Origin of the sequence: Actinacidiphila alni (assembly GCF_900112845.1) — a bacterium.
GTDB classification, from domain to species: Bacteria; Actinomycetota; Actinomycetes; order Streptomycetales; family Streptomycetaceae; genus Actinacidiphila; species Actinacidiphila alni.
In genome coordinates this window covers 615,706-638,221 of record NZ_FONG01000002.1, presented here as the reverse complement: position 1 = coordinate 638,221, position 22,516 = coordinate 615,706, and the positions used below count along the sequence as shown (strand labels likewise).

The 22,516-nt window shown below is 68.9% G+C and carries 17 protein-coding genes, 1 tRNA gene and 1 pseudogene; 7 read left to right on the top strand and 12 right to left on the bottom strand.

Annotated elements, in window-relative coordinates:
- Positions 1-39: 39 nt before the first annotated feature.
- Positions 40-124, top strand: a tRNA-Ser gene (locus BM076_RS05640).
- Between the two features lie 357 nt (positions 125-481).
- Here BM076_RS05640 and BM076_RS05635 read toward each other — a convergent pair.
- From BM076_RS05635 to BM076_RS05620, 4 genes are all read right to left on the bottom strand, one after another.
- The gene (locus tag BM076_RS05635; protein WP_245795737.1) at positions 482-1,357 is read right to left on the bottom strand and encodes an aldo/keto reductase; all 876 of its coding nucleotides are present in this window, start codon (positions 1,355-1,357) and stop codon (positions 482-484) included.
- Between the two features lie 11 nt (positions 1,358-1,368).
- Positions 1,369-1,728 carry a carboxymuconolactone decarboxylase family protein gene (locus BM076_RS05630; RefSeq protein WP_093712183.1) on the bottom strand — a complete coding sequence of 120 codons (360 nt, stop codon included), beginning with the start codon at positions 1,726-1,728 and terminating at the stop codon, positions 1,369-1,371.
- Positions 1,728-2,702 carry an aldo/keto reductase gene (locus tag BM076_RS05625; protein WP_093712182.1) on the bottom strand — a complete coding sequence of 325 codons (975 nt, stop codon included), beginning with the start codon at positions 2,700-2,702 and terminating at the stop codon, positions 1,728-1,730. The genes BM076_RS05630 and BM076_RS05625 overlap by 1 nt, the downstream gene beginning before the upstream one ends.
- 61 nt (positions 2,703-2,763) lie before the next feature.
- Entirely contained in the window at positions 2,764-3,822 is a 1,059-nt protein-coding gene (locus BM076_RS05620) for an alcohol dehydrogenase catalytic domain-containing protein (protein ID WP_093712181.1), read from the bottom strand.
- A 173-nt stretch (positions 3,823-3,995) separates the two neighbouring features.
- Here BM076_RS05620 and BM076_RS05615 point away from each other — a divergent pair, with 173 nt between their 5' ends.
- Positions 3,996-4,877 (top strand): helix-turn-helix transcriptional regulator, encoded by an 882-nt coding sequence (locus BM076_RS05615; RefSeq protein WP_093712180.1) that lies wholly within the window; start codon positions 3,996-3,998, stop codon positions 4,875-4,877.
- A gap of 761 nt (positions 4,878-5,638) precedes the next feature.
- Here BM076_RS05615 and BM076_RS35975 read toward each other — a convergent pair.
- The 3 genes from BM076_RS35975 to BM076_RS05605 all read right to left on the bottom strand — a co-directional run bounded on the left by BM076_RS35975 (position 5,639) and on the right by BM076_RS05605 (position 7,507).
- Complete coding sequence (locus BM076_RS35975; RefSeq protein ID WP_143120528.1) at positions 5,639-5,839, bottom strand: hypothetical protein; 201 nt, start codon at positions 5,837-5,839, stop codon at positions 5,639-5,641.
- Between the two features lie 282 nt (positions 5,840-6,121).
- Positions 6,122-6,799, bottom strand: a complete 678-nt coding sequence (locus BM076_RS05610) for a helix-turn-helix domain-containing protein (RefSeq protein WP_093712179.1) — start codon at positions 6,797-6,799, stop codon at positions 6,122-6,124.
- A 240-nt stretch (positions 6,800-7,039) separates the two neighbouring features.
- Positions 7,040-7,507 carry a hypothetical protein gene (locus BM076_RS05605; protein WP_093712178.1) on the bottom strand — a complete coding sequence of 156 codons (468 nt, stop codon included), beginning with the start codon at positions 7,505-7,507 and terminating at the stop codon, positions 7,040-7,042.
- A gap of 1,878 nt (positions 7,508-9,385) precedes the next feature.
- Between BM076_RS05605 and BM076_RS37285 the strand changes: the two are divergent.
- The 5 genes and pseudogenes from BM076_RS37285 to BM076_RS05580 all read left to right on the top strand — a co-directional run bounded on the left by BM076_RS37285 (position 9,386) and on the right by BM076_RS05580 (position 17,388).
- Positions 9,386-9,894, top strand: a pseudogene (locus BM076_RS37285) (HAD domain-containing protein).
- Between the two features lie 207 nt (positions 9,895-10,101).
- Positions 10,102-11,028 (top strand): hypothetical protein, encoded by a 927-nt coding sequence (locus tag BM076_RS05595; protein WP_245795736.1) that lies wholly within the window; start codon positions 10,102-10,104, stop codon positions 11,026-11,028.
- A 677-nt stretch (positions 11,029-11,705) separates the two neighbouring features.
- Complete coding sequence (locus BM076_RS05590; RefSeq protein WP_143120527.1) at positions 11,706-16,412, top strand: DUF6531 domain-containing protein; 4,707 nt, start codon at positions 11,706-11,708, stop codon at positions 16,410-16,412.
- 13 nt (positions 16,413-16,425) lie between these two features.
- Positions 16,426-16,773: a hypothetical protein gene (locus BM076_RS05585; protein WP_093712176.1), complete on the top strand. Its 348-nt coding sequence runs from the start codon at positions 16,426-16,428 to the stop codon at positions 16,771-16,773.
- A 216-nt stretch (positions 16,774-16,989) separates the two neighbouring features.
- Entirely contained in the window at positions 16,990-17,388 is a 399-nt protein-coding gene (locus tag BM076_RS05580) for a nuclear transport factor 2 family protein (RefSeq protein ID WP_218160035.1), read from the top strand.
- A 153-nt stretch (positions 17,389-17,541) separates the two neighbouring features.
- Here BM076_RS05580 and BM076_RS05575 read toward each other — a convergent pair whose 3' ends face one another.
- From BM076_RS05575 to BM076_RS05550, 5 genes are all read right to left on the bottom strand, one after another.
- Complete coding sequence (locus BM076_RS05575; RefSeq protein ID WP_177246333.1) at positions 17,542-18,570, bottom strand: alpha/beta fold hydrolase; 1,029 nt, start codon at positions 18,568-18,570, stop codon at positions 17,542-17,544.
- A gap of 53 nt (positions 18,571-18,623) precedes the next feature.
- On the bottom strand, positions 18,624-19,166 hold the full coding sequence (locus BM076_RS05570; protein WP_093712174.1) for a hypothetical protein: 543 nt from the start codon (positions 19,164-19,166) through the stop codon (positions 18,624-18,626).
- Positions 19,167-19,496: 330 nt separating this feature from the next.
- Positions 19,497-20,027, bottom strand: a complete 531-nt coding sequence (locus tag BM076_RS05560; protein ID WP_093712172.1) for a Pycsar system effector family protein — start codon at positions 20,025-20,027, stop codon at positions 19,497-19,499.
- Between the two features lie 90 nt (positions 20,028-20,117).
- Complete coding sequence (locus BM076_RS05555) at positions 20,118-21,368, bottom strand: DUF4407 domain-containing protein (protein WP_245795735.1); 1,251 nt, start codon at positions 21,366-21,368, stop codon at positions 20,118-20,120.
- Between the two features lie 85 nt (positions 21,369-21,453).
- A complete protein-coding gene (locus BM076_RS05550; RefSeq protein ID WP_093712170.1) occupies positions 21,454-22,500 on the bottom strand; it encodes a hypothetical protein in 1,047 nt (348 codons plus the stop codon).
- Positions 22,501-22,516: the final 16 nt, after the last annotated feature.

Here is a 22,516-nt window from a genome sequence, read left to right as displayed (position 1 = left end):
GTTCGCGACCACCCCCCGCCACCCTGTACTGTTCCCCACGGAGGATTCGCCTAGTGGCCTAGGGCGCACGCTTGGAAAGCGTGTTGGGGGCAACCCCTCACGAGTTCGAATCTCGTATCCTCCGCACCGGCTCACCAGCCGCAACGTCGGCCCCGACTGCTCTGCAGTCGGGGCCGACGTCGTTTCGTAGTTGCGGTTTCATTTGCAGTTGGCAGATCCGGGCCTTCGACTTTGGGCCGGCGCTCAGGAGCCGGTGCCAGTTCCGGCGAGGATCGAGCGGATGCGTGCCGGCGCGTCCGGCCACGTCCGTCCGTGTGGAGCGATGGCCATGGCTTTGGTCGCGAGAACCGACAGCGCTTGTTCAGGAGATTCAGCAGCGGTTGATGCTCCTGGGATCCGAACGCGCCGTGCCTCGCGGCATGGGGCATCCGGGCCTGCGGGCGGTGCCTCAGGCCACGGGATCTGGTGTGCGAAGGACGGGTCAGGCTTCGGGGATGTCGCGGCCGAAGGCTTCGAGGGTGATGGCGGTGGGTTCGGGGCCGCCGCGGGTGCCGGTGTCGAGGTTGTCGACGGCGTCGAGTTCGGCGGGGGTGAGCTGGAAGTCGAAGACGTCGAAGTTTTCGGCGATGCGCTGCGGGCGGACGGACTTGGGGATGGCGTTGCGGCCTTGCTGGAGGTGCCAGCGGAGCATGACCTGGGCGGGGGTCTTGCCGTGGGCGGTGGCGATGGCGGTGATGGCGGGGTCGTCGAAGGTGCTGGTGCCGGTGCCGCGGTAGCTGGTGATGCCGCCGATGGGTGACCACGCCTGGGTGAGGGTGCCGTGGGCGGTGTCGGCGGCTTGGACGGCGGGCTGGGTGAAGTAGGGGTGGACTTCGACCTGGTTGACGGCTGGGACCACGGTTGCCTGCTTGAGGAGCTCATCGAGGTGGTCGGGCATGAAGTTGCTGACGCCGATGGCGCGCACCCGGCCGTCGGCGAGCAGGGTCTCCAGTGCCCGGTAGGCGTCCTGGGTGAGGTCGAAGCGGCTGGGCAGGGCCTGGTGGAGGATGAGCAGGTCGATCTGCTCGACGCCGAGCTTGCCGGCGCTCTTGTCGAAGGCGTGCAGGGTCTGGTCGTAGCCGTAGTCGCTGATCCAGACCTTCGTCTCGATGAACACCTCCTCCCGCGGCAGGCCGGAGTTGCGGATGGCGTTGCCGACCTCGCGTTCGTTGGCGTAGGCGGCGGCGGTGTCGATGAGCCGGTAGCCGGTCTCCAGTGCGGCGGTGACTGCCTGTTCGGTGACGTCGGGAGGTGTCTGGAAGACGCCGAAGCCGAGGGCGGGCATGATCACGCCGTTGTTCAGGGCCAGGTGCTGCACCGGGGTACTCCTCAGCGGTTCCGGTGGTCTGCGGGGGCCGGGGCGTCGGCGCTGGTGTTGGTGACCTGGGCCAGGACGGTGGTGGCGCTCATGGCGGCGGGCCGGCCGGCGTAGAAGGCGAGGTGAGTGATGGCCTCGGCGAGTTCTTCGCGGGTCAGGCCGTTGTCCAGGGCGCGGTGCAAGTGGCCGGTCAGCTGGGCGTCGCGGCCGAGCGCCACCAGGGCGGCGACGGTGATCAGGCTGCGGTCGCGCGGGGAAAGGTCCGGGCGCTGCCACACGTCGGCGAACAGCACGTCGTCGGTGAGGTCGGCCGGCTTGGGGGCGTGGCGGCGCACGAGGTCGGGTGCCACACGCGGGTTGGTGCCGGTCATCAGCGCTCCATCATCTTCATCTGCGCCGGGTTGTGGGTGTCACCGGCCGCCGGGGGAAGGGCGCTGAGCCGGGCGAGTTGCTCGTCGGTGAGCCGGAGGGCGTCGGCGGCGGTGTTCTCCTCGACGCGCTCGACGCGGCGGGTGCCGGGGATCGGGGCGATGTCCTCGCCCTGGGCCAGCAGCCACGCCAGAGCGACCTGTCCTGGCGTGGCGCCGATCTCGGCGGCGACGGCGGCGACCTGGTCGGCCAGGTCGAGGTTGTGCTGGAAGTTCTCGCCGGTGAAGCGGGGGTTGTCGGCGCGGAAGTCGTCCGCGGCGAACTGCTCGGGCGAGCGGATCTTGCCGGTCAGGAAACCGCGGCCGAGCGGGGAGAACGGCACGAAGCCGATGTTCAGCTCCCGCAGCACCGGAAGAACCCGGGCCTCGGGGTCACGGGTGAACAGCGAATACTCCGACTGCACCGCGGTGACCGGGTGCACGGCGTCGGCGCGGCGGATCGTGTCGGGGCCGGCCTCGGACAGTCCGATGTACCGGATCTTGCCTTCCACGACCAGCTCGGCCAGGACCCCGACGGTCTCCTCGATCGGCGTGCCGGGGTCCACCCGGTGCTGGTAGTACAGGTCGATGCAATCGGTGCCCAGGCGCCTGAGCGAGCCCTCGACGGCGGTGCGGATACTGGCCGGGCTGCTGTCGGTGCCGCCGTCGCGGCCGGTGTGGGAGATCAGTCCGAACTTCGTGGCCAGCACCACCTGGTCCCGGCGGCCCTTGAGCGCGCGGCCCACCAGTTCCTCGTTGGTATAGGGGCCGTAGACCTCGGCGGTGTCGATGAGGGTGACGCCCAGCTCCAGGGCGCGGTGGATCGTACGGACCGACTGCTCGTCGTCGCTTCCGGCGCCGGTGTAGCCGTGGGACATGCCCATGGCTCCCAGGCCGATGCGGGAGACATCGAGGTCACGCAGGCGAATGTGCTTCACGGAGGATTCCCGTCGTTCGTTGGGTGGGGTGGTCGTTCCTGACCGGTGTACGCGGAGCCGGTCAGGGGCGGACGACGACTTTGAGGGCTTCTCGGTCGTTCATCAGGCGGTAGCCCTCGGCGACGTCCTCCAGGGGCACGGTGCGGTCGAAGACGCGGCCGGGGCGGATGCTGCCGTCCAGGATGTGCGGCATGAGTTCGTCGATGTAGGCGCGGGCGGGCGCGACGCCGCCGGTCAGGGTGATGTTGCGGAGGAACTCGGGGAACCCGAGCGGCACCTCCGAATACTGCGGGGCGCCGACACGGCTGATGGTGCCGCCGTCGCGCACGACGCCGGCGGCCTGTACGAGGGCGTCCTTGAGGCCCACGCATTCCAGTACTCGCGGTGTACCGTGCCCGCCGGTCAGCTCGCGCACCGCCGCCACGCCCTCCTCGCCGCGCGCGGTGACCACGTCGGTGGCGCCGAACTCGCGCCCGAGGTCGGTGCGCGCGGTGTGGCGGCCCATGAGGACGATCCTCCCCTGGCCGCCGGCATGGGGGACCCCAGCGCCGAGCAGCTTGGCGGCAATGACCGCGGACAGGCCCACCGCGCCGTCGCCGATCACGGTCACGCTCTCGCCCGCGCGCACGCCGGCGGTGCGGGCCGCGTGGTAGCCGGTGCACAACACGTCCGAAAGGGTGAGCAGATCCGGCAGCAGCCCGGAATCCTCGCCCACGGGCAGCTTGACCAGCGTGCCGTCCGCGTACGGCACACGGGCGGCCTGGCCCTGCCCGCCGTCGACACCGTTCACACCCCACGGGCCGCCGTGCTCGCAGGAGGTGTGCAGCCCCGCCCGGCAGTACTCGCACGTGCCGTCGCTGTAGGTGAACGGGGCCACCACGAGGTCGCCCGGCTTCACGGTGGCGACCTGCGGGCCGGTCTCCTCGACCACACCGACGAATTCGTGCCCCATCTGCCGCGGGTGCTCGGTGAAGGGCTGCGACTTGTAGGGCCACAGGTCGCTGCCGCAGATGCAGCCGAGCACGATCCGTACGACCGCGTCCGTGGGCTGCTGGACCTTCGGGTCGGCCACATCGGCGACCCGGACGTCACCGGCCTGGTGGAGCAGGGTTGCACGCATGGATTCCACTCTCCCTGACGCTTGCAGGCCCGGCACCCGGGCCGGGCAGCCCCTTTCCGGGCTGCCTGCCACCCAGACAACACCGCTCACCGCCCGGCCGGAGCCGGCAAAGGGACCCTGACAAGGTCCCCCACGCGCGTGTCCCAGACGGAGCCCGGTCGTAGTGTCAGGGCATGGACCGACGCAGCGAGATCCGTGACTTCCTCACCACGCGCCGCGCCCGGATCACTCCCGACCAGGCCGGCCTCACGCTCTCCCCGCTCGCCGGAGCACGTCGCGTCCCGGGGCTTCGCCGCGAGGAAGTCGCCCGGCTCGCCGGCGTCAGCGTCCCCTACTACACCCGGCTGGAGCGCGGCGACGCCCGCGGCGCCACCGACGCCGTACTCGACGCCATCGCCGGCGCCCTCCAGCTCGACGACGCCGAACGCGCCCACCTGTTCGACCTGGTCCGCGCCGCCAACGCCACCGCTGCCGCCCGTACCCCACGCCACCCCGCCCGGCGCGCCCTGCGCCCGGAACTGTGGAACATGCTGGAGGCCATGACCGGCGTGCCCGCCTACATCCGCAACGGCCGCCTGGACCTGCTCGCCGGCAACGCCCTGGCCCGCGCCCTGTTCGCACCCGTCTTCGACAGCCCTGCCCGCCCGGTCAACTCCGCCCGCTTCACCTTCCTGGACCCCGCCGCCCCCGAGTTCTACCCCGACTGGGACGCCGTCGCCGACCAGAACGTCGCCACCCTGCGCGCCGAAGTCGGCCGCAACCCCCACGACAAGGCACTGTCCGACCTCATCGGCGAACTGTCCACCCGCGGCGACACCTTCGACCGCCGCTGGGCCCGCCACGAAGTCCGCCGCCACCGCGCCGGTGCCAAACGCATCACCCACCCCCTCGTCGGCGACATGACTTTCAACTACGAGACCATGCAGCTCACCGCCGACGAGAGCCTCTACCTCATCATCTGCGGCGTCGCCCCCGGCAGCCGCGACGCCGAAGCCCTCAACCTCCTCGCCAGTTGGAGCGCCTCCAGCGCGACTCCAGCCCCCGAAAGCAGCTGACGTCGGACAGCCACCGGTACTGGCTGTCGCCACCCGAATGCGGACCCCGGCTCTTGCCTCCGGCCACCCGCCGCCCTGGGAATCGAACGCCGAGCCCCGGTGGTGGCTCCCGAACTCGCGAACACCTGCGGTCAGTTCTCGTGAACAAAGCCAGTGGGTCCATCCCTACGGACGCGGGAGCAGCACCCGGACCACTGGTCGTCTGGATGCCCGCGGGTCCATCCCGCGGCCGGTAAGGAACACGGCCGCGTCGGGAGCTCCGCGCGGGCGAAGCGGCCCCTGCGGGCGTCGAGCCCGAAGCACCCTCCTACCAGCAAGAACGAGCGGCTCGCCGATCTCTGTCCTGGTCTCCGTTCAGCCGCGCCCGCGGACGTCCGCAGGCCGCCTGGATGCCCGCTCCACCGCAGGTCAGAACCTCTGCGCCCCGTCGCGCACATCCTCGTGACCCGTTGGAAAGCGTGTTGGGGGCAACCCCTCACGAGTTCGAATCTCGTATCCTCCGCCAGTGCCTCACCGGGCACGATGTCGTAGGGCCCCACAGTTCGCTGCGGGGCCCTACGACGTTCGGGGTCCCGGTGCTGCCCTCGTATGCACGGCCGGGACGGCCCTAGTCGAGAGCCGAAAGTGCCAATACGGGCATCGGTTCACCTGCGGTGCGCACTATCGCGCGTACCGCGCAACTCGGCGAGATGTTCACGGGACTCAACTGGCCGGTGTATTTCCGGAACGGATCCGAGAGATGCTCCGCTGGGCGCGGCGTTTCAGCTAATGATCTGGTTGAAGAAGATCACGGCAGGTGCCACGGTGCCCAGTCCGACCAAGATCGCGGTGGGTGTCCTGGCATCGCCAAGGACGCTCAGCAGGGCGGTGAAGATGCCGCTGAGGGTGCCGAGTAGCAGCACCAAGGCCGAGCGCAGCGAGAGCAAAGGGGGCGGCGGACCGGAAGGAGTAGGTGAGGTCAAGGCAGTGTGTCCTTCAGCGCATGGTGGGGTGAGGCGCCTGACGACATACCCAGGCCGCAGGGCATCGTCATGCAGCGAGCCCGGTCGGATAGGCCGGTTCGGAGCACAAGTGCACAGCAGACCGGTGACCGGACTGGCAGGCGCCGCCGAGACAGAACACCGGGCCGCACGTCAGCAGAGGCGCGGTCAGCCGTGCTGAGACAGCATCAAGCAATGGCCGACCCGGCGGAACAGTTGGCAGGAGCTTGCGGTGGTGGTTGCCCGGGCCACCGCAAGCTCACGTCAGGCGTTCTCGACCTGGTCCAGGTTATCCAGGACCTGACAGAAGGCGTCCAGGACTGCGGCGTATCGGGGCCCCGGCAGCCGCTTAAGGCTCTCGTTCGTCATTCCCATGATCCGCCATTGCCCGGTGTCCGTGACCCGGGCCGCGGACACCGCTCCGGCCGGGATGTTGCCGAGGTGATCGTCGACGGTGGGGGCGTGGATGCGCATGGCCCCGTCCCGATTGACGACCAGCGCGATCACCAGCCACTCCACCAGGTACATTCCGCGCCGTGGATTGCCCGGGAGACCCTGCTGCAACTGCTCGGCAAGAATGCTCTGGTCGACCGGTCCGTCCCGCAGCAACTCCAGCGCCAACCGCGTCGCCCAATGGTCACGGAAACTGCGATGTAGCAGCACCCGAGCCCGCGTTTCGTCCTGCGGCCACAGGCGAGCCACCTCAGCGCCGGCCGCGGTGATCGCATACCGGCCACGAGCTCCTTGCAACAAGCCAGCGCTGGCGAAGAACCGGAGAGTCTCTGTGACGGTGTCGCCGCTGATGCCGATGTGCTTGGCTACCCGCGCACTGACCACCACCGCCCGGTCTGGGCCGCTGAGATGGGCAAAAGTGGTCAAGATCCGCACCTGGCTTGGAATGACGGCGCGAGCGGTCGGCACGCAGCGGTCTTCCTCGGTCATCGGCCCAGACACCTTCCGGCCAGGCCGCGTTGCGGCGACGTCGTCCAAACATGAGACGCGAACATGCGATCCCATTCCTGTAAAGGGAGATTGACGTGATTGTTCGCGCACCGCTCACGGCGTATATAGTGAAAGCGGTGCGTGTGAGCCCAAAATTGCAACGCATCCGGCACCGCCGGTGTTTTCTAGGCATTCCGGCGGTGCCGACACACTGCTCCGGACAGATGAAAGGTCCGATGATCAGAGAATAGGCAACAGGCCCGCCTCGTGTTCAGCCGACAACCGGTACACGCCGGTTGTGACCCGGACGATGTGCCTTCGTTTCACCAGCCGGGTCAGCTCGGGGTTGATGCTGCTCGGCTTGGCTTGCGGCCGCGCCCGGCGGACATGAGTGATGATCTCAGCGGTCGTCGCCTCGTCCCGTTCCCGCAAATACGCCCGGATCAAGTCGACCACGGGCAGCGGTTGCTTATCGGCGTCAACGGGAGCCTCTTCGGCGCGCGGTGCGGGGATGTGCACCAAGCTGTCCAGACGAGTCTCCACCGCTTCCAATGCCCGGCTGGAGGCTACGACTCGCACTTCGGCATCGGCGACAAGGGCCTCTGCCGCGCGAACTTGCTCCCGCGCGTTCGCCAGACGCTCCTCGTCGCTCCTGGCCAACTCGCGAAGCCGGCTCAGGCTGTTCAGCAGAAACTGACGATCCGCCATCCGTCCTCCTCTCCGATGCTTGCGCCCGCAGCATATCCACACGTCCTGCATGTGAATGGCACACCCGCAACCTTGCATGCAACTGGTCGGCTCGCAGAGAACCAGGACGCATCACCAAAGACCGCTTCTTCCTACCGAGAGATGCCGGATTTCAGGCTGCAACTCTTCTCTCCAGGGCTTGAGAAGCAGGATGAGATCCGCCGAAGTCTTTGCACCCTGAAGTGTGAGTGCGAGAGGAGCGAAATTGACGCAGGCATACACCGCACAGGGGCCGTAAGTAAGCGGCGGCGTCAAGGGGCCGAGGCCATCACTCTCTGCGGCCGGCTCGGCTCTGGCCGACCAGCGCGATCACCGTAAGTCTGACGCGGACCATCCTGTACCGCGTGCCCCTGACCTGGCCGAAACCGGAAATCACACAGGCCTCGGGCACCATACTCGGCCCTCGCCTGGAGTTGGCGCGTAAGGTCGGACGAGGAGGGACAGCGGTCTGACTCACACGCCGCACAGACAAGGACCCTCCTGCGGGGTCTTGACGCACAACCACTCAGTGCAGGGACTCCACGACGACTCCGGTATGCAGCGTCGCCGCGAAGCCGCATAGCACCCACCCGTGAAGCAGCAGGCATCACATTTCCCTGCGAAGCCTCCACCGTCACATCCGGCACCCTCGGCCTGAGCCCGAGAGCGAACTCACCGCGCTTCGACCCGCCCCCTGGTTGCTTTCCGCTCGCTCCCTCCAGTCTGTGTACGTGGAGAACACCCCACTTGCCTAGGGCCTGAATGACGAAGCGGTCGCCCTCTTGTGCGGGAGTCGTCATGCACGCTGACCGAAGATCGTACTTTGCCCTACGACGACACCCATTTCGACTCCACCAGAAGGCTCGACATCTACCGCATGGTCCCGCTCGCTGACACACAAGGGAGGCCAAGACCTCGCGAACGATCGGACGGCGCGCAGGGCTTGGTCATGGCCTCCGCAATGTCCAGCCCGAGCGGATCCGACCAAGCCGCCGCCACGCGCGGCTGCTGCCCAAGCGCTGCACCTACGTCGCCCCTCCGGACCACGGACACGACCCGCTGGGGGATAGCCGTCGACCTCGCCGAGCAAACAGGCTCAACAGGAAATCTGACTGGCTGCCCGGGGACCCGTGGCTGCGGCTCAGTAGCTGCCGGATCCGATTCGGCCTCGACCAGGCATGCCCCCTGTGCGGCGCCAGATAAGAGCTGCAGCCGCGGGCACTTGGGAGGTCAGTCGTGACCAGCAAACCGGGATGTATCCCTCGCGATAGTCTGCAATGCCGACGCACCAGTTGGCGATTGCCAAGGCGAGTCCAGTAATCGCTGACGACGCCAGCGGTCCGGACTGAGGGAGATGTCCGGTCTCAGTTCTGGTCTCATTCATCGGTGCGCGGCAACGTCCGACCGACCTTCCGTCAACCGGTCCGCCGCAGGTCAGGACCCACCCGGTCGTCCGTGAACAGCGCCACGACCCGTTGGAAAGCGTGTTGGGGCAACCCCTCACGAGTTCGAATCTCGTATCCTCCGCACCCCGCCCACCAGGGCAGACGTAGGGCCCGACCGCACCGCGGCCGGGCCCTACGTCGTTACGGGGGTGCAGCTCGGGTTGCTGCCTCCGCAGGCGGGGAGCAGCTGACTGACCTGCGGTCATTGCGTGTGCACCGGCCGGACAGAACCAACTATGGCGAAAGCCTTGAAAGGAACATTCCTCCCACGGGCCGACGCGTAGTCGCCTGGCAGGAGGAATCACGGACGACAAGAGAAGCACCGGACCAGACATCACAGCAGCTGCGCGGACGCTATGGCGCCGGGCCGTCGATCCGCTTCCAACGGTGGTCTGTCTGCCCGTACGGTGCAGCTGTGATCGCTTCCGCGCCGCGGCCTCTTCTCTTTCTCGATGTCGATGGACCGCTCATCCCCTTCGGAGCGACACGGGAGGAGCACCCGGACGGGTATCCGACGTACGTGCCGCAGGAAGCCAGCGCTAATCCACTGCTGGCCAGGGTCGATCCGGCTCTCGGGCGCAAGTTGCTGGCGCTGCCGTGCGATCTGGTGTGGGCGACCACGTGGGAGGACGAGGCCAACGAGTGCATTGCGCCGCTGCTGGGGCTGCCGCAGCTCCCCGTGGTCACCTGGCCGGTGCCTTCCGAGCAGCTCGAACCGTCCGGGCCGCTCGGAAGACCCGCACTCTTCTCGACTGGGCCGCCGGGCGCCCCTTCGCCTGGCTCTACGACGAGATCTCCGACGCAGACCGCACGTGGGCGCAGGCGCACCACCCCGCACGAACCCTTCTCCACCGAGTCGACCAATGCCACGGTCTTACCGACACGGACTTCGTCACCGTCCAGGTCTGGTTGCACGGCGATTAGTGGCCCCCGGCCCTCACGGATAGAGCCGCCGAGCGCGGTCGAACGCCGACCGGCGCCCTCTCTCTCGTGCCCCTGCTCTCAGCCAGCCCCCGTTGGCGGATGCAGAGGGCATCCCCGCCAGCGGCCGGCGAAGGGAGACGCAGGCGATGGCAGGTCCACGCCTGGCTCCGGGGGGTGGATTCGCAGCTGCCGTAGTTGCTTCCGCGAGTGACCGACGCCGACGCCGTACCCGCGAAGGATCGGCTCGACGTCCTGGGTCTGGACGCGACCGGGCGGCTCGTCGTGGTGGAACTGAAAAGGGACACGGCGGACCGGGATGTTCATCTCCAGGCCATCACCTACGCGGCCCTGGTGTCCCGCTTCGACCTGGAGACGCTCGCCGAGGCGCACCGCCGTTTCCGTGTATCTCGTGGCGAATCCGTGACAGTAGAGGAGTGCCGACAGCGCCTGCTCGACCACGTGGACGGCGATTGGGATCCCGAGGTGCTCCAGCGCCCACGGCTGGTCGTGATCGCGGCCGACTTCCCCAAACAGGTGACGCACACCGTCGTATGGCTCTCCGAGATGAACCTGGACATCGATCTCGTCCAGGTCAGCCTGTGGAAGGTCGAGGGGCACCTCGTTGCCGGCTTCAGCAAGGTGTACCCGACCCCTCAGGTCGAGGAGTTCACGCTCGGCCCGGCCCGCGCGGAGGCCGAGGCGGTCGTCAAGAAGATCAAGGAACGCTCCCGGGCACGGAACGCGGTGGACGTGCTCTTCGCCGCCGATCTGCTGCCGGACGGGACGCGCCTGCTCATGGTGCCGCGGCACGGCGTCCCGGAAGAGATCCGTGAGGAGATCAACAGCTGGGCAGCCGAGGTGCACGGCCGCGCATCGGCGACGTGGACGAACGACACGTCCAAGCCGCTCACATGGGAAGCCGACGGGGAACAGTACTCCCCTACCGGCCTGGCCGAGCACATCTTCACCAGCGTGAAAGGCCGCTCGGTCGCCGGTATCCAGGGCACGACCTGGTGGCGGGTGGACACCGGCCACGTACCGGACGACGTCGACCCCGGCGAATGGGCCGCCCTGGCGAACAGAGACCTGACGCAACTCGCCGAACAAGTACGGGGTATCAGTGCCGCCGGCTAGGACTGGACGGACCTCCACACTCTGCTGGCCGCCGTACCTCCCGACCGCTGGACGACCTACGGCGACGTGGCCGCCGCCATCGGGAGCCACGCCGTACCTGTCGGCCGTCACCTCTCCACATGCGGGCAGTGTCCGCATGCCTGGCGGGTGCTAACGGTGAAGGGACGCGTCAGTTCCGGCTTCCGCTGGACGGACTCCCAGCGCACTGAGCCCGCAATGGACGTGCTGGTCAGCGAGGGCCTGAGTTTTGAGGGGGATGCAGCAGACGTGGCCGCGCGCATGACGGCGGAGGAACTCGCCCAGCCCTTGAACGGATGACGTCGTCGGCGGGGGTGGGAGCGAAGCCGGCCAGAAGGCCGGCGGCCGTCCCGGAGGGACCGCCACTCCTGGGACGGTCCCGCGCCGGCATCGCGCGACGGTGCCGTACGGGACGTGCTCGCCCTGTCCGCGCTCATACACGCGGCACGCATGCAAGCAGGACGGAAGAGGATCGACGTCAACGCGACTGCGCTCCTTCACAGGGGCGCCGGTTCGGGTGATGTGCTGAGCGGAGACGATGGTGCGGAACCGGTGAGAGTGCGGGTGTCGCGAACGGCGGGTGGGCGTCCTTCCCGGTGTCGGTGTGCCCTGCCAGGATGGGCGGGACCACGCGGGCTGAATCGGGGGAGGCAGCGGTCATGGGCAGGCCGACGGATTGGGATGTGCTGGATCTGGACCGGGATCCGGTGCCGGGTGATCCGTTCGAGGTGAAGGAACTCGCCCGGAAGCTGGGGGATTTCGCCGATGACGTCGCCTCGGCGCTGCGGTCGGTGAAGGGACTCAACGGTGACACGGCCGTCCAGGAGTGGGCGGGCCTTTCCGGTGACGCCTACCGCAGCCAGTTCGGTGAGCTCCCGGGCCGTCTGGACAAGTTGGAGCGTTCCTACCGGCTGGCGTCCGGCGCCCTGGACGACTACTGGCCGAAGCTGGAGACGGCGCAGGCCGACGCCGACCGGGCCCTGGCCCAGGGGCGCACCGCACGGCAGGAGTTGGACTCCGCGCAGGCCCAGCTCACCAACGCCGACGCGTGGGTGAAGCGCGCCCAGGACAAGTCCAAGTCCTACCAGGACGACCCCAAGCCGAACGTGCCGCCGCCGTCGGCGGAGGAGGTGCGGGCCGCGGCCCGTAATGCCACGGACGCGAACAACGCGCACACCACCGCGTCCACGGCCGTCCACAACGCCCAGGCCAAACTCGACGCGGCCAAGCAACTGGCCGCCGACGCCGCCCAGCTCAGGGATGACGCCGCTTCGACGGCCCAGCACGCCCTCCATGAAGCATCCGACGCGGGCATCAAGAACAAGCACTGGTGGGAGAAGGCGGTCGACTGGGTCGCGGACCACTGGGACGACATCATCGCCGTCTGCAAGGTCATCGTCGCCGTCCTCGGCATCGTCGTCCTCATCATCGGCGGCCCCCTGGCCTGGCTCGTCCTGGCCGCAGCTGTCCTCGTCCTGGCCGACACGGTCATGAAGTACCTGCAAGGCAAAGCCAGCCTGTGGGACGTGCTGTTCGCGGCCCTGGACTGCATCCCGATGTTCAAGGGCCTGACCACCGCCGGCGGCCTGCTGAAGATGGCCCGCGAGCTGCCCGCCCTCCTCAAATCCGGCAAAGCCCTGGAGAACATCGCCAACAGCATCCGCAAAGGCGCAGGCGCGATACGGGACGCGGGACGCACCATCAAGAGCCTGTTCACCTCCGGTGACCCGATCGACATGGCCACCGGCGAGATGGTCATGGGCGCCACCGACGTCGAACTGCCGGGCGTGCTGCCGCTGGTGCTGGAACGCACCCACCGCACCGGCTTCCGCGGCGGACGCTGGTTCGGCCCGTCCTGGGCCTCCACCCTCGACCAGCGGCTGTGGATCGACGACCAGGGCGTACGGTTCACCACCGCCGACGGCATGGTGCTGCACTATCCGGTGCCCGAGGCGGACCGGCCGGTCATGCCGGTGGAAGGCCCGCGCTGGCCGCTCGGCTGGGACGGCACACCCGGCGGGGCCATGACCGTCGCACAGCCCGACGCCGGGCAGACCCTGCGCTTCCGCCCTTCGCCGCAAGGCGCGCTCGTCCTGACGGAGATCACTGACCGCAACTCCAACCGGATCGTGATCACGTATGACGAGAGCGGCGCGCCTGTCGAGGTCGCTCACAGCGGCGGATACCGCGTCGCCGTGACCACCGCCGAAGGCCGGATCACCGCCCTGCACCTGGACTCCGCCGAGGGCAGACCACGCCTCCTCGGATACGGGTACACCGAGGAGGGCGGCAGACACCTGGCGACCGTCACCGATTCCTCCGGTGCTCCCTTGACGCTCGGCTACGACGACCAAGGCCGCATCGTCCGCTGGCGGGATCGCAACGGAACGCGGTACGAGTACATTTACGATGATCAGGGCCGTTGCGTCCGCGCCAGGGGGTCCGACGGCGTCCTCGCCTATGACTACGCCTACGACACCGCGACCGGGACGACGGTGGCGACCGACTCGGTCGGCGCCACGACGACCTACGAGTTCAACGCGGCCCGCCAACTCATCCGGCTGACCGACCATTTCGGGCACTCAACGGTTTCGGCGTGGGACCGCTACGACAGGCTGCTGAGCCGCACGGATCCGCTGGGGCGCACGACGCGCTACACGTACGACGACCGAGGCCACTGCACCGGGATCACGTATCCGGACGGCTCGGTCGCCCGGATCGAGTACAACGACCTCGGTCTTCCCGTGCGGGCCGTCGATCCGGACGGCGCGCAGGTCACCCAGCGATTCGACGACCGCGGCAACCTGCTCGGCACAACGGACGCGGCCGAGGCGACGACGGCTTACGCGTACAACGACCGGGGTGCGCTGACGTCGGTCACCGACGCGTTCGGCGCGACGCGTCGGATCCGGACGGATGCGGCCGGTCTTCCGGTGTCGGTCGTGGCTCACAGCGGCGAGGAATCGGCCTTCGTCCGTGACGCCTTCGGCCGCGTGGCGGAGGTCACCGATCGCGCCGGCCAGTCGGTGCGGACCGAATGGTCGCCCGAGGGGCGACCGCTGCGGCGGAGCCGGCCGGACGGCTCGGCGGAGAAGTGGGAGTACAACACCGAGGGCGATCTCGTCGCCTACCGCGACCCGGCGGGCGGACTGCACCGCTTCACGGTCACGCACTTCGGCCTGCCTGCTGACCGGACGGCGCCCGACGGCACACGGCTGCGTTACAGCTACGACACCGAGTTGCGGCTGACCGAAGTACGCGACGATCACGACCGGACCTGGTCCTACACCTATGACGCGGTGGGCAACCTGGTCGACGAGACCGACTTCAACGGGCGTACGCGTGCCTATCGTTACGACGCCGCGCGGCAGCTCGTCGGTGTGACCGACGCCCACGGAAGCACGACCGAGTACGAGCGGGACTCCGGCGGCCGGGTGACCCGGATGATCACGCCCGACGGTGAAGCGATCTTCGCGTATTCGGCCACCGGTCGCATGCTCCGCGCCGAAAACCCCTCCGCCGTCGTCGAGTTCACGTACGACCGGGGCGGCCGTCTCGTTGCCGAAAGCTGCGACGGACTGACCGTCACAAGCCGCTACGACGCGATGGGCCGCCGAATCTCACGGCGGACGCCCTCGGGTGTCGAGAGCGTCTGGGACTACGACGCCGACAACCGGCCGGTGCGCCTGCGGGTGGACAACAATCTCCTCACCTTCGGCTACGACCGTGACGGCCACGAAAACGAGCGGCAGTTGGGGCAGTCGGCCAGGCTGCGCCAGAGCTGGGATCCGGTAGGTCGCTTGACGGAGCAATCACTCGTGGCCGTCCGCCCCTTCGGGGACGCGTCCCCTACCGAACTTTCTGCCGCGAACGGCACGAGGGGCCGCGTGCTCCAAGAGCGCCGCTACCGGTTCCGGCCCGACGGCTATCCGACGGAGATCACCGAACTCATCGGCGGCACCCATAGGTTCACGCTCGATGCCGTCGGCCGGATCACGCACGTCGAGGCCGATGATCCCCGGGGTGGCGGGCCGGGTGCCGAGTTGTTCCCCGTACCGGAGATGTCGGGGTCCAAGGTGCTGCGGTCCGGTCGCGTGGACTACACGTACGACGACCGCGGCCGGGTCGTCACCAAGACCCGCAAGCTGCTCTCCGGCGGCCGATTGCGGTGGACCTTCGCATGGGACGCGGCGGATCGGCTCCGGTCGGTCACGAACCCTGACGGAAGCGTCGCGTCGTACGCGTACGACGCGCTGGGACGCCGCACGGCCAAGAAGCTGCTGGCGGCGGACGGCAGCCCGGTCGTGGGCGTCCGGTTCGCCTGGGACGGAGAGGTTCTCGCGGAGCAGGTCCGGGAGCGGGTTCCGACGGAAGCTCTGGCAGCGGTCGCGGCGGCGGACGCCGCACCGCCGCGGCTCGACGAGGCGGTCATCACCTGGGACTGTCTGCTGGGGGAAGGCCCCCGCCCGGTCACACAGGTGCACAGCCGGCGCACGGGTGCCGCCACGGCGGACCTGTCGCAGGAGGAGGTCGACCGCCGCTTCTTCGCCGTGGTCACGGACCTGGCCGGTGCACCCGCCGAACTCGTCTCCACGGACGGCACCGTTGCCTGGCGACGGCGCGGTCGTCCATGGCTGCCGGAGGCCGCACCGCCGGAGGCGATCGCGCCGGACAAGGCGAATCGGTCCACGGGGCCGGGAACGGACGCGGCGGAGGAGGCCGACTGCCCGCTGCGCAGCCCGGGCCGCTACCACGACGACGAGACCGGGCTCGACTACAACTACCACCGCTACTTCGACCCCGAGACCGGACGCTATCTGAGCGCGGATCCGCTCGGGCTAGCGCCGGGTCCGGACGATTACGCGGATGTCGTCAACCCCGCGGTGCTGGCCGATCCACTCGGCCTGTCGCCCTGCTCCTCACTGATCAATGTGTTCCGCGGCCCGTCCCAGGGTCTGCCCGGCGGACAGCTCGGCGCACCCGTCAGCATCCGTCAGCTGCGTATGGCGCTGGGGCGCGCGGACATGTCCGTCAGCCGCTACGACATCGTGCATGTGCCCGAGATCCACACACCGACCGGACTCGGTTTCGGCAACAGCCCGCACCTGGCATCAGGACTGCCGCAACTCGGTCCTCGTGGGCTTCCGTTGATCCAGATCTCCGACCTCGGCCTGCGCAGCATGGACGAAGGTGTCGCCACCGTGTTCCACGAGATCTACCACCACCAGCAATTCCGGCTCTCCCTCAACTCGAAACCGCTGTGGGGCGAGACGGTCGCCCCCAGCCACATCTGGGGAGGTACGGAGGACGCGGCGGAGGAATACGGCCAGCGTATGCTGTCGCTGTTCAAGTCCAGGACGGGCTGAGGAGAGGCGAGCCGTGCGGGAATTCGACGCGGACCAGGTCCAGCAGCTGCTGGCAGGCCCACGGTTCATCGATGAGCCCGGCGAGCGTCGCTGTCCGGCGTGCGGAGCCGTCGCGGTGCGCACGTACGTCTACCGGCGCGAGGGCCCGCACCGTACCGTGCGCATCACCTACATGTGGTGCGCGTCGTGCCGACGCCACAAAGGATGGACGGGGCCCGACGCCGGACCGGGCTTCGACGACCCGCTGCTCCGGCTCCCGCAGGCCGAGCGCGACGCTCTCCTCAACGACCTGGAATCGCTCTTCCCCAGGCTCGACCGGCTCTGGGAGGCCGGGGACCTGCCGCAGACCTTCGACCGCTGAGCCGACGCCCGGGCACGGTCAAGTGGTCGAGCTGGAAAGACGGCCGTACGGCACCCCCCGAAGGTTGCAGTTCGGGTGGCGTTCGCCCCCGGCCCACGAGCGTCCAGCAAGCCGTGGAGCCACGTCGAATCTCGTATTCTCCGCAGGAATCCGGCGAGGTGGGTGCCGGCGCGTTCGGCTGAGGATTCGCGGGCCGACAAGGCAAGGAGGATCGGGATGGGGATGGGGATGGATCAGGTGGCGCTTGAGGCCGCGCTCCATGATGCCGAGCAGAGGTTGCAGGACGCGATTCGATCAGGTGATGTGCGGGCGTTGGACCTGCTTCTAGACGACCGTGTCGTCTACACAGGGCCTGACGGCAGCACCATGACGAAGGAGGAGGATCTGGGAGCGCACAGGTCCCGGACCCTGGCCGTCGACATTTTCGAGCAGCAGGAACTGCACGTCACCGTGGTGGACTCCACAGGCGTCACCCGCGTACTGGCCGGGCTCGAAGGCACCGCCGGAGGACATCCGTTCACAGCGCGCCTTCGCTACACCCGCACCTGGGTACACGCTGATGGCAGCTGGCGGGTCCTTGCCGCGCACGCCAGCGCCGTCACGGATCTCGGGTGACGACACACGGTTCGGCCAGGCACACAGCCGGCCGGAGCCGCTGTTTCCTCGACGTTGCTGACGTAGGTGCCTGGCGGGTCGGCGTCACGCTCCACTGTGCGTGACGAGCCTTGCGCGGGCGACGCGGCGGCCTCCGCGGGCTACGCCGGGTCGTTATGCGGTGCCCGGCGCCTGGGTGAAGCGGGTCACCAGGGAGGTGAAGCGGGCGGCGTCCTGGACGGGCATGGCGTGGCCGGCGTCGGGGAACATGACGAGTTCGGCGTGCTTGGCGCGGTGGGTGATGATGCTCGCGTTCGCGGGTGGGGTGACCTTGTCGAGGGCGCCGTTGGTGATGAGCATCGGGATGGTGCTGGCGGGCAGTTCGTTCCAGGTGTCCTCGAAGGAGCTGTAGGCCTGGCCGGCCCGGTATTGGCGCAGCAGTGTCGCGTCGCTGACCTTCTCCGGCGGGATCAGGCCGAGTTGGTGGATGTAGGCGGCGCGGGCGGCGGTGGCGTCGGCGGGGAAGAGCATGTCGAGCATCTGGGGACCCGTGGTCTTGGGGTCGTTGAGTTCCTTGGCCACGGCGGGCGGTGTGTTGACGGCGTGGCGGCCGCCGAGGTCGCCGCCGGTGCTCACGAGTGCGCTGATCGCGCCCGGGTGGAGGGCGGCGACGGTCAGGCCGATCTCGCCGCCCATGGACCAGCCGAGCAGTGCGGGGTGCCGCAGGCCGAGCGCCTTGATCAGGGCGACGGTGTCGTCCGCCATGAGCGGGATGGTGTCGGGGACCGAGGTGTCGTCGGTCGTGTAGCCGACGCCGCGGTTGTCGAAGATCGTGACGCGGTAGTGCCGGGAAAGCCGGCTCAGCAGGTCGACCGTCCAGTCGCTCATGGCGCCGGTGTCGCCCATGACCATGACGAGGTCGGGGCCGGACCCGAACTGGCGGTAGCCGATCGTGATGCCGTTGGCCGGGATACGGCGCACCGGCCCGAGGAAGGCGGCAGGACCGCTCGGGACGGACTTCGCGACGACGGCCGACGCCGTCGTGGCCCGCGGGCCCGGGCTGCCGCTCGACGTAGTGCTCGACGTGCTGGTCTCGGGCCCGCCGCCGGACGAGCAGGCGACCGCTCCGAGGGCCACCGTGGCGACGGCGACGGCCAGCCGGGACAGGGTGCGGGCGCGCGGTGTGCGGTGCGACGCGGACATGGGGACCTCCGTACGGATCATGCGCGGGTGGGGGTGGCGAGCCGCTGCGCGGCTCAGACGTAGGCGCCCAGGCGGTGGGCCGGCTGCCGCGCCGTACGGTCGCCCCGTGCCTGGAGCAGCCGGCCGCGGACGACGATCGTGCCCAGGCGTACGACGACCTCGCCGACCGCCATCAGCAGCAGCGCGACGACCCACGCCTGGCCGCTGGTGATGTGGTGCGCGGCGGAGAAGCCGGTCAGGTGCGCGGCGCCGGAGGGGTGCGTGGACCACACCGCGAAGCCCAGGCGGAAGCCCATGCTGACGATCCAGAGTGCGGCCGCGCCGCGGGACGCCTTGATCAGTACGTGGCCGTCCGCCTGCCGGACGCGGGTGAGCAGGCCGCCAGCCAGGCCGAAGGCGACGCCGGTGGCGGCGAAGACCGCGGCCAGCTGTACGTCGTTGCCGGCGGTCGGGATGTCGGTGAGGTAGTTGCTCGCGGCCCAGGCGATCATGCCGAGCGGGAGCAGGACGGTGCGGGGCGTCAGCCGCTCCTCACGCAGTTGGCGGAGCACGATGAGGAGGAGGGCGATGTCGATGAGCCAGTCGGTCGTTGTCATGTCTCCGAGCATCCGCCGATGCGGCCCCGAGTCCTTCAACCCAGGGGTGCAACCCGGGTTGAAGTCCACGCCCCCCCACGACGGACGCATCGGTCCGTCGCCGCCCGCGAAGTCAACGGTGATGCGCTCCGAGATGCCGCCGCCGGACGTCGTGGCAGCCGACGAGGCTGCGGCTCGCCTCTGGAATGCGGAACTCGGGCCCCTCGAAGCCGGTCCGCGCACCGTCCGGCAGGTGATGAAGCCGAGCCGCTCGACCATGAAGGACCTCGGGCCGGCAGCGTCCCGGCCGACGGTGATCCAGCGGATACCCGAACCCGGATGACGCGTCCGTCACCGCGGCCAGCCGGCCACGCCGAGAGTGAGGCCGGTGGCAGTGAAGAGGAGGAAGGCCACAGAGCAGAGCATCCCGTAACGGACGCAGCGGTATTTGATCACGACGATCCGGGACAGGCGCAGGATCTGGCGGAGATCGCGTTCCCTCAAGTCGGTGCGGCGAAGCGTCTCGTGCAGTGATCCTGTCGACGGGATGCTGTCGATCTCGGCGAAGTAGTGGCCCGTCGACAGTCCGGTACGACCGGGGCGCGGGAGGATGGCCAGGCCGAGAAGGAGAAGGGCCGCGACCCAGAAGGCGCAGCCGGACCAGAAGAGCACCTGCGGCAGTAACGAGTAGCTCCCCGGCGCGGCCTTTCCGGTGCTCAGCACTCCGAGAAGGGCGGCGAGCGCGGCGCCCAGGCACGACAGCACCAGTCCGGCCTTGCCGTCGGCTCTGGACAGTTCCTCCCTGGTCTCGGCGGTCAGAACCCTCAGCAGTTCGGTATCCGCGTCACGTGCTCCATTGCGTGCCCGGTGCCGGTCGGTCATCACATCCCCCTCTGCGTGGTCCGTACCTGCGCGTCGGCTGCCGGGCGACGTCATGTGCCGCCCGGCAGGACCGGCCGCGGTTCCCGGCGGTCAGCGCACCGAGGCGCGGCGCAGCTCCTCCTCCAGCGCGTTGATCGCCTGACGAGTGCGGATGTTGGTTCGGGCCACGACCTCCCTGTGGGCGGCCTCGGATTCCGCCCGGCTCCGCTCGATCTCCTGATTGATGGCGTGCTGGGCGATCTCGGTGTCCGCCGCGGCCCGCAGTTCGGCCAGCCGGACTCGTTCGGCGTGCATCCTGACGGCGCAGTTGCTCTCCGAGGTCAGCATCCGCTCGTACGTGCTCTCCCCTCCGAGGAATTTCGCCAGGACCGGGAGGACGTCGAGAAACACGAACAGGGCTCGGACCAGCCATATCCCGCAGAACAGCACGGCCTTGCCCGTGGCCAGATCGTCCAGGGCCTGCATGCGCTCCAGGACGCCGGGGGACTTCTGCTGTTCCCGCTCTTTCGCGAGCCGCTGATCGATGGCGGCCGCGCGGGACTTCTCATAACTCCCGCGCGCGGCCGTCACCTCGTTGTCCAGCACGGAGATGTTCCGGTTCATGCCGGCCAACCGTGACTCCTCGGCACCGATGGCATGCGTTTTGCGGAAATCACGCTCCTGGGCGCGCAGCCGCTGGCATTCCGAAGTGCGCTCCAGCAGGCCGCTGGCGGCGTCGCGAATCAGTTGCCGGCATTCGTCGCGCACCTGGGCGTCCAGGGTGGCCAGATCGTGATTTTCCTGGTTGACACGCTGCTGCAGAGCGGCGGCATCCGCACGCAGCGTCTTCAGCTGTCCGGTTTTCGCGGCAGAGGTGGCTCCGAACGTCACCACGTACTTCCTGCCCGGGCAGTTCGCGGGAAGCGCACCGCCCGCGCCGGACGTCTCCGTCGTGCACACCTCCAGTCTGCCGCGCAGTACGTCGAGGTCGTCGGCACGCTCTTGGGCTATGTGTTCCTCGATGGCGGTGGCGAAGATGCGCAGGACGAGCGGCTCGGCCACGATCACGCCGAGCATCAGGGCCACCAGCAGCCGAAGGACGACCGGCCCGATCCTGCGCCGCGTACCGGGTACGGGAGTGATCAGCCAGCGGTCGAGGTTGAGGATGAACAGGAACCAGATGACCGTGGGCAGCGCCGCGAAGAGCGACACTCGCCCCAGCGCCTCCGTGGCGAAGTTCCACATCGAGAACGCCGCCACGACGGCGGTACCGAGCACGACGCCCCCGAGTGAGGTGAACTTGCTGCGCTCGTGGCGTACTTCGGCGAGCAGTTCCTCGTCGACCCCGGTCAGAACGCGCAACAACCGTCCGTGGTCGCGCGGGGCCGGCCGTCGTGGCGGGGGGCCCGCTTGGGGCGTCGCGGCAGGTGCCGGCCGTACGGCGGTGTCATTCGACAAGGTCGTCCTCCTCTCTGACGAAGCCGTCCCCGGCGGCGTACGGCTTGCGCCGCCCCTCACCGACCGTGGACTGCGGCCGCGCACCGGACTTCGGCGAACCGGCGGTCAAGGCGGGCCCGCTCTCGCCGGCCGGATTCCGGAGCCGGATCAGGACGTCGATCAGCTCCTCCGAGAAGACGGCGTCCCCGTCCGGCCGTGCCAGCAGGACCCGGATCAGGTCGACGACCGACTTCTCCATGTCGCGGGCGTGCGTCGCCGCCGCGTCCTCGGTCGTGGCACGGCGTGACTGCTCCAGCGCGGTGGCCTCGTTCATCCGCCTGACCACGTCGGCCATGTCGGCGCCGTCACGCACCATGTGCAGGACTTCGGCGTACAGCGGTCCCAGGGACAGCAGTTCGGCCATCTGCTGGGTCTGACGTGTCTCGAAGTCCTGTTTGCCCTGCTGCAGTTCCTGGTCCCGGCGCTGCTGACGCAGCGTCTGCTCCCAGCCGCGCAGGTCCTCGGCCACGTAGACCTCGGTCCCGACGAATTCCACCTGCATGCCCGCCACCCGTGGCGGCGCGACCGTGGTGTAGGCGGTCATCCGCCGTGCCACGGACTCGCGGACGGCGTTGATCTCTTCGATACGGAACTCCGCCGCGGTGCGCGGGAGTTCGTCCTCTCCCGCCAGATAGGCGCGCAACGGGGCGGTGACGTCGACGACGCCCTGCCGGGCGACCAGTTCCGGATCGGTCACCTGGCAGGAGAAGGAGACACCGATGGTGAACTCGTCGGCCTCGCTCACCGAGTGCAACGTCCGCCGGACCTCGACGACCCGCACCCTGGTGTCGACCAGGCTGACGGAAGACGCGTCCAGTACGTCGTCGTGACCGGGGTCGAACACCAAGCCCTCGGGGTACTGGCGATAGTGGCCGCCGACCTGCAGGACGTAGACCGTGCCGGGCAGCAGCGGCGGCATGTTCTCGCGGCGGCGGCGCTTGAACAGCTGTCCTGTGACCGGGTCGAGTACGTGTTCCGACACAACGGGATAGGCCATCTTCTTCGAACTCCTC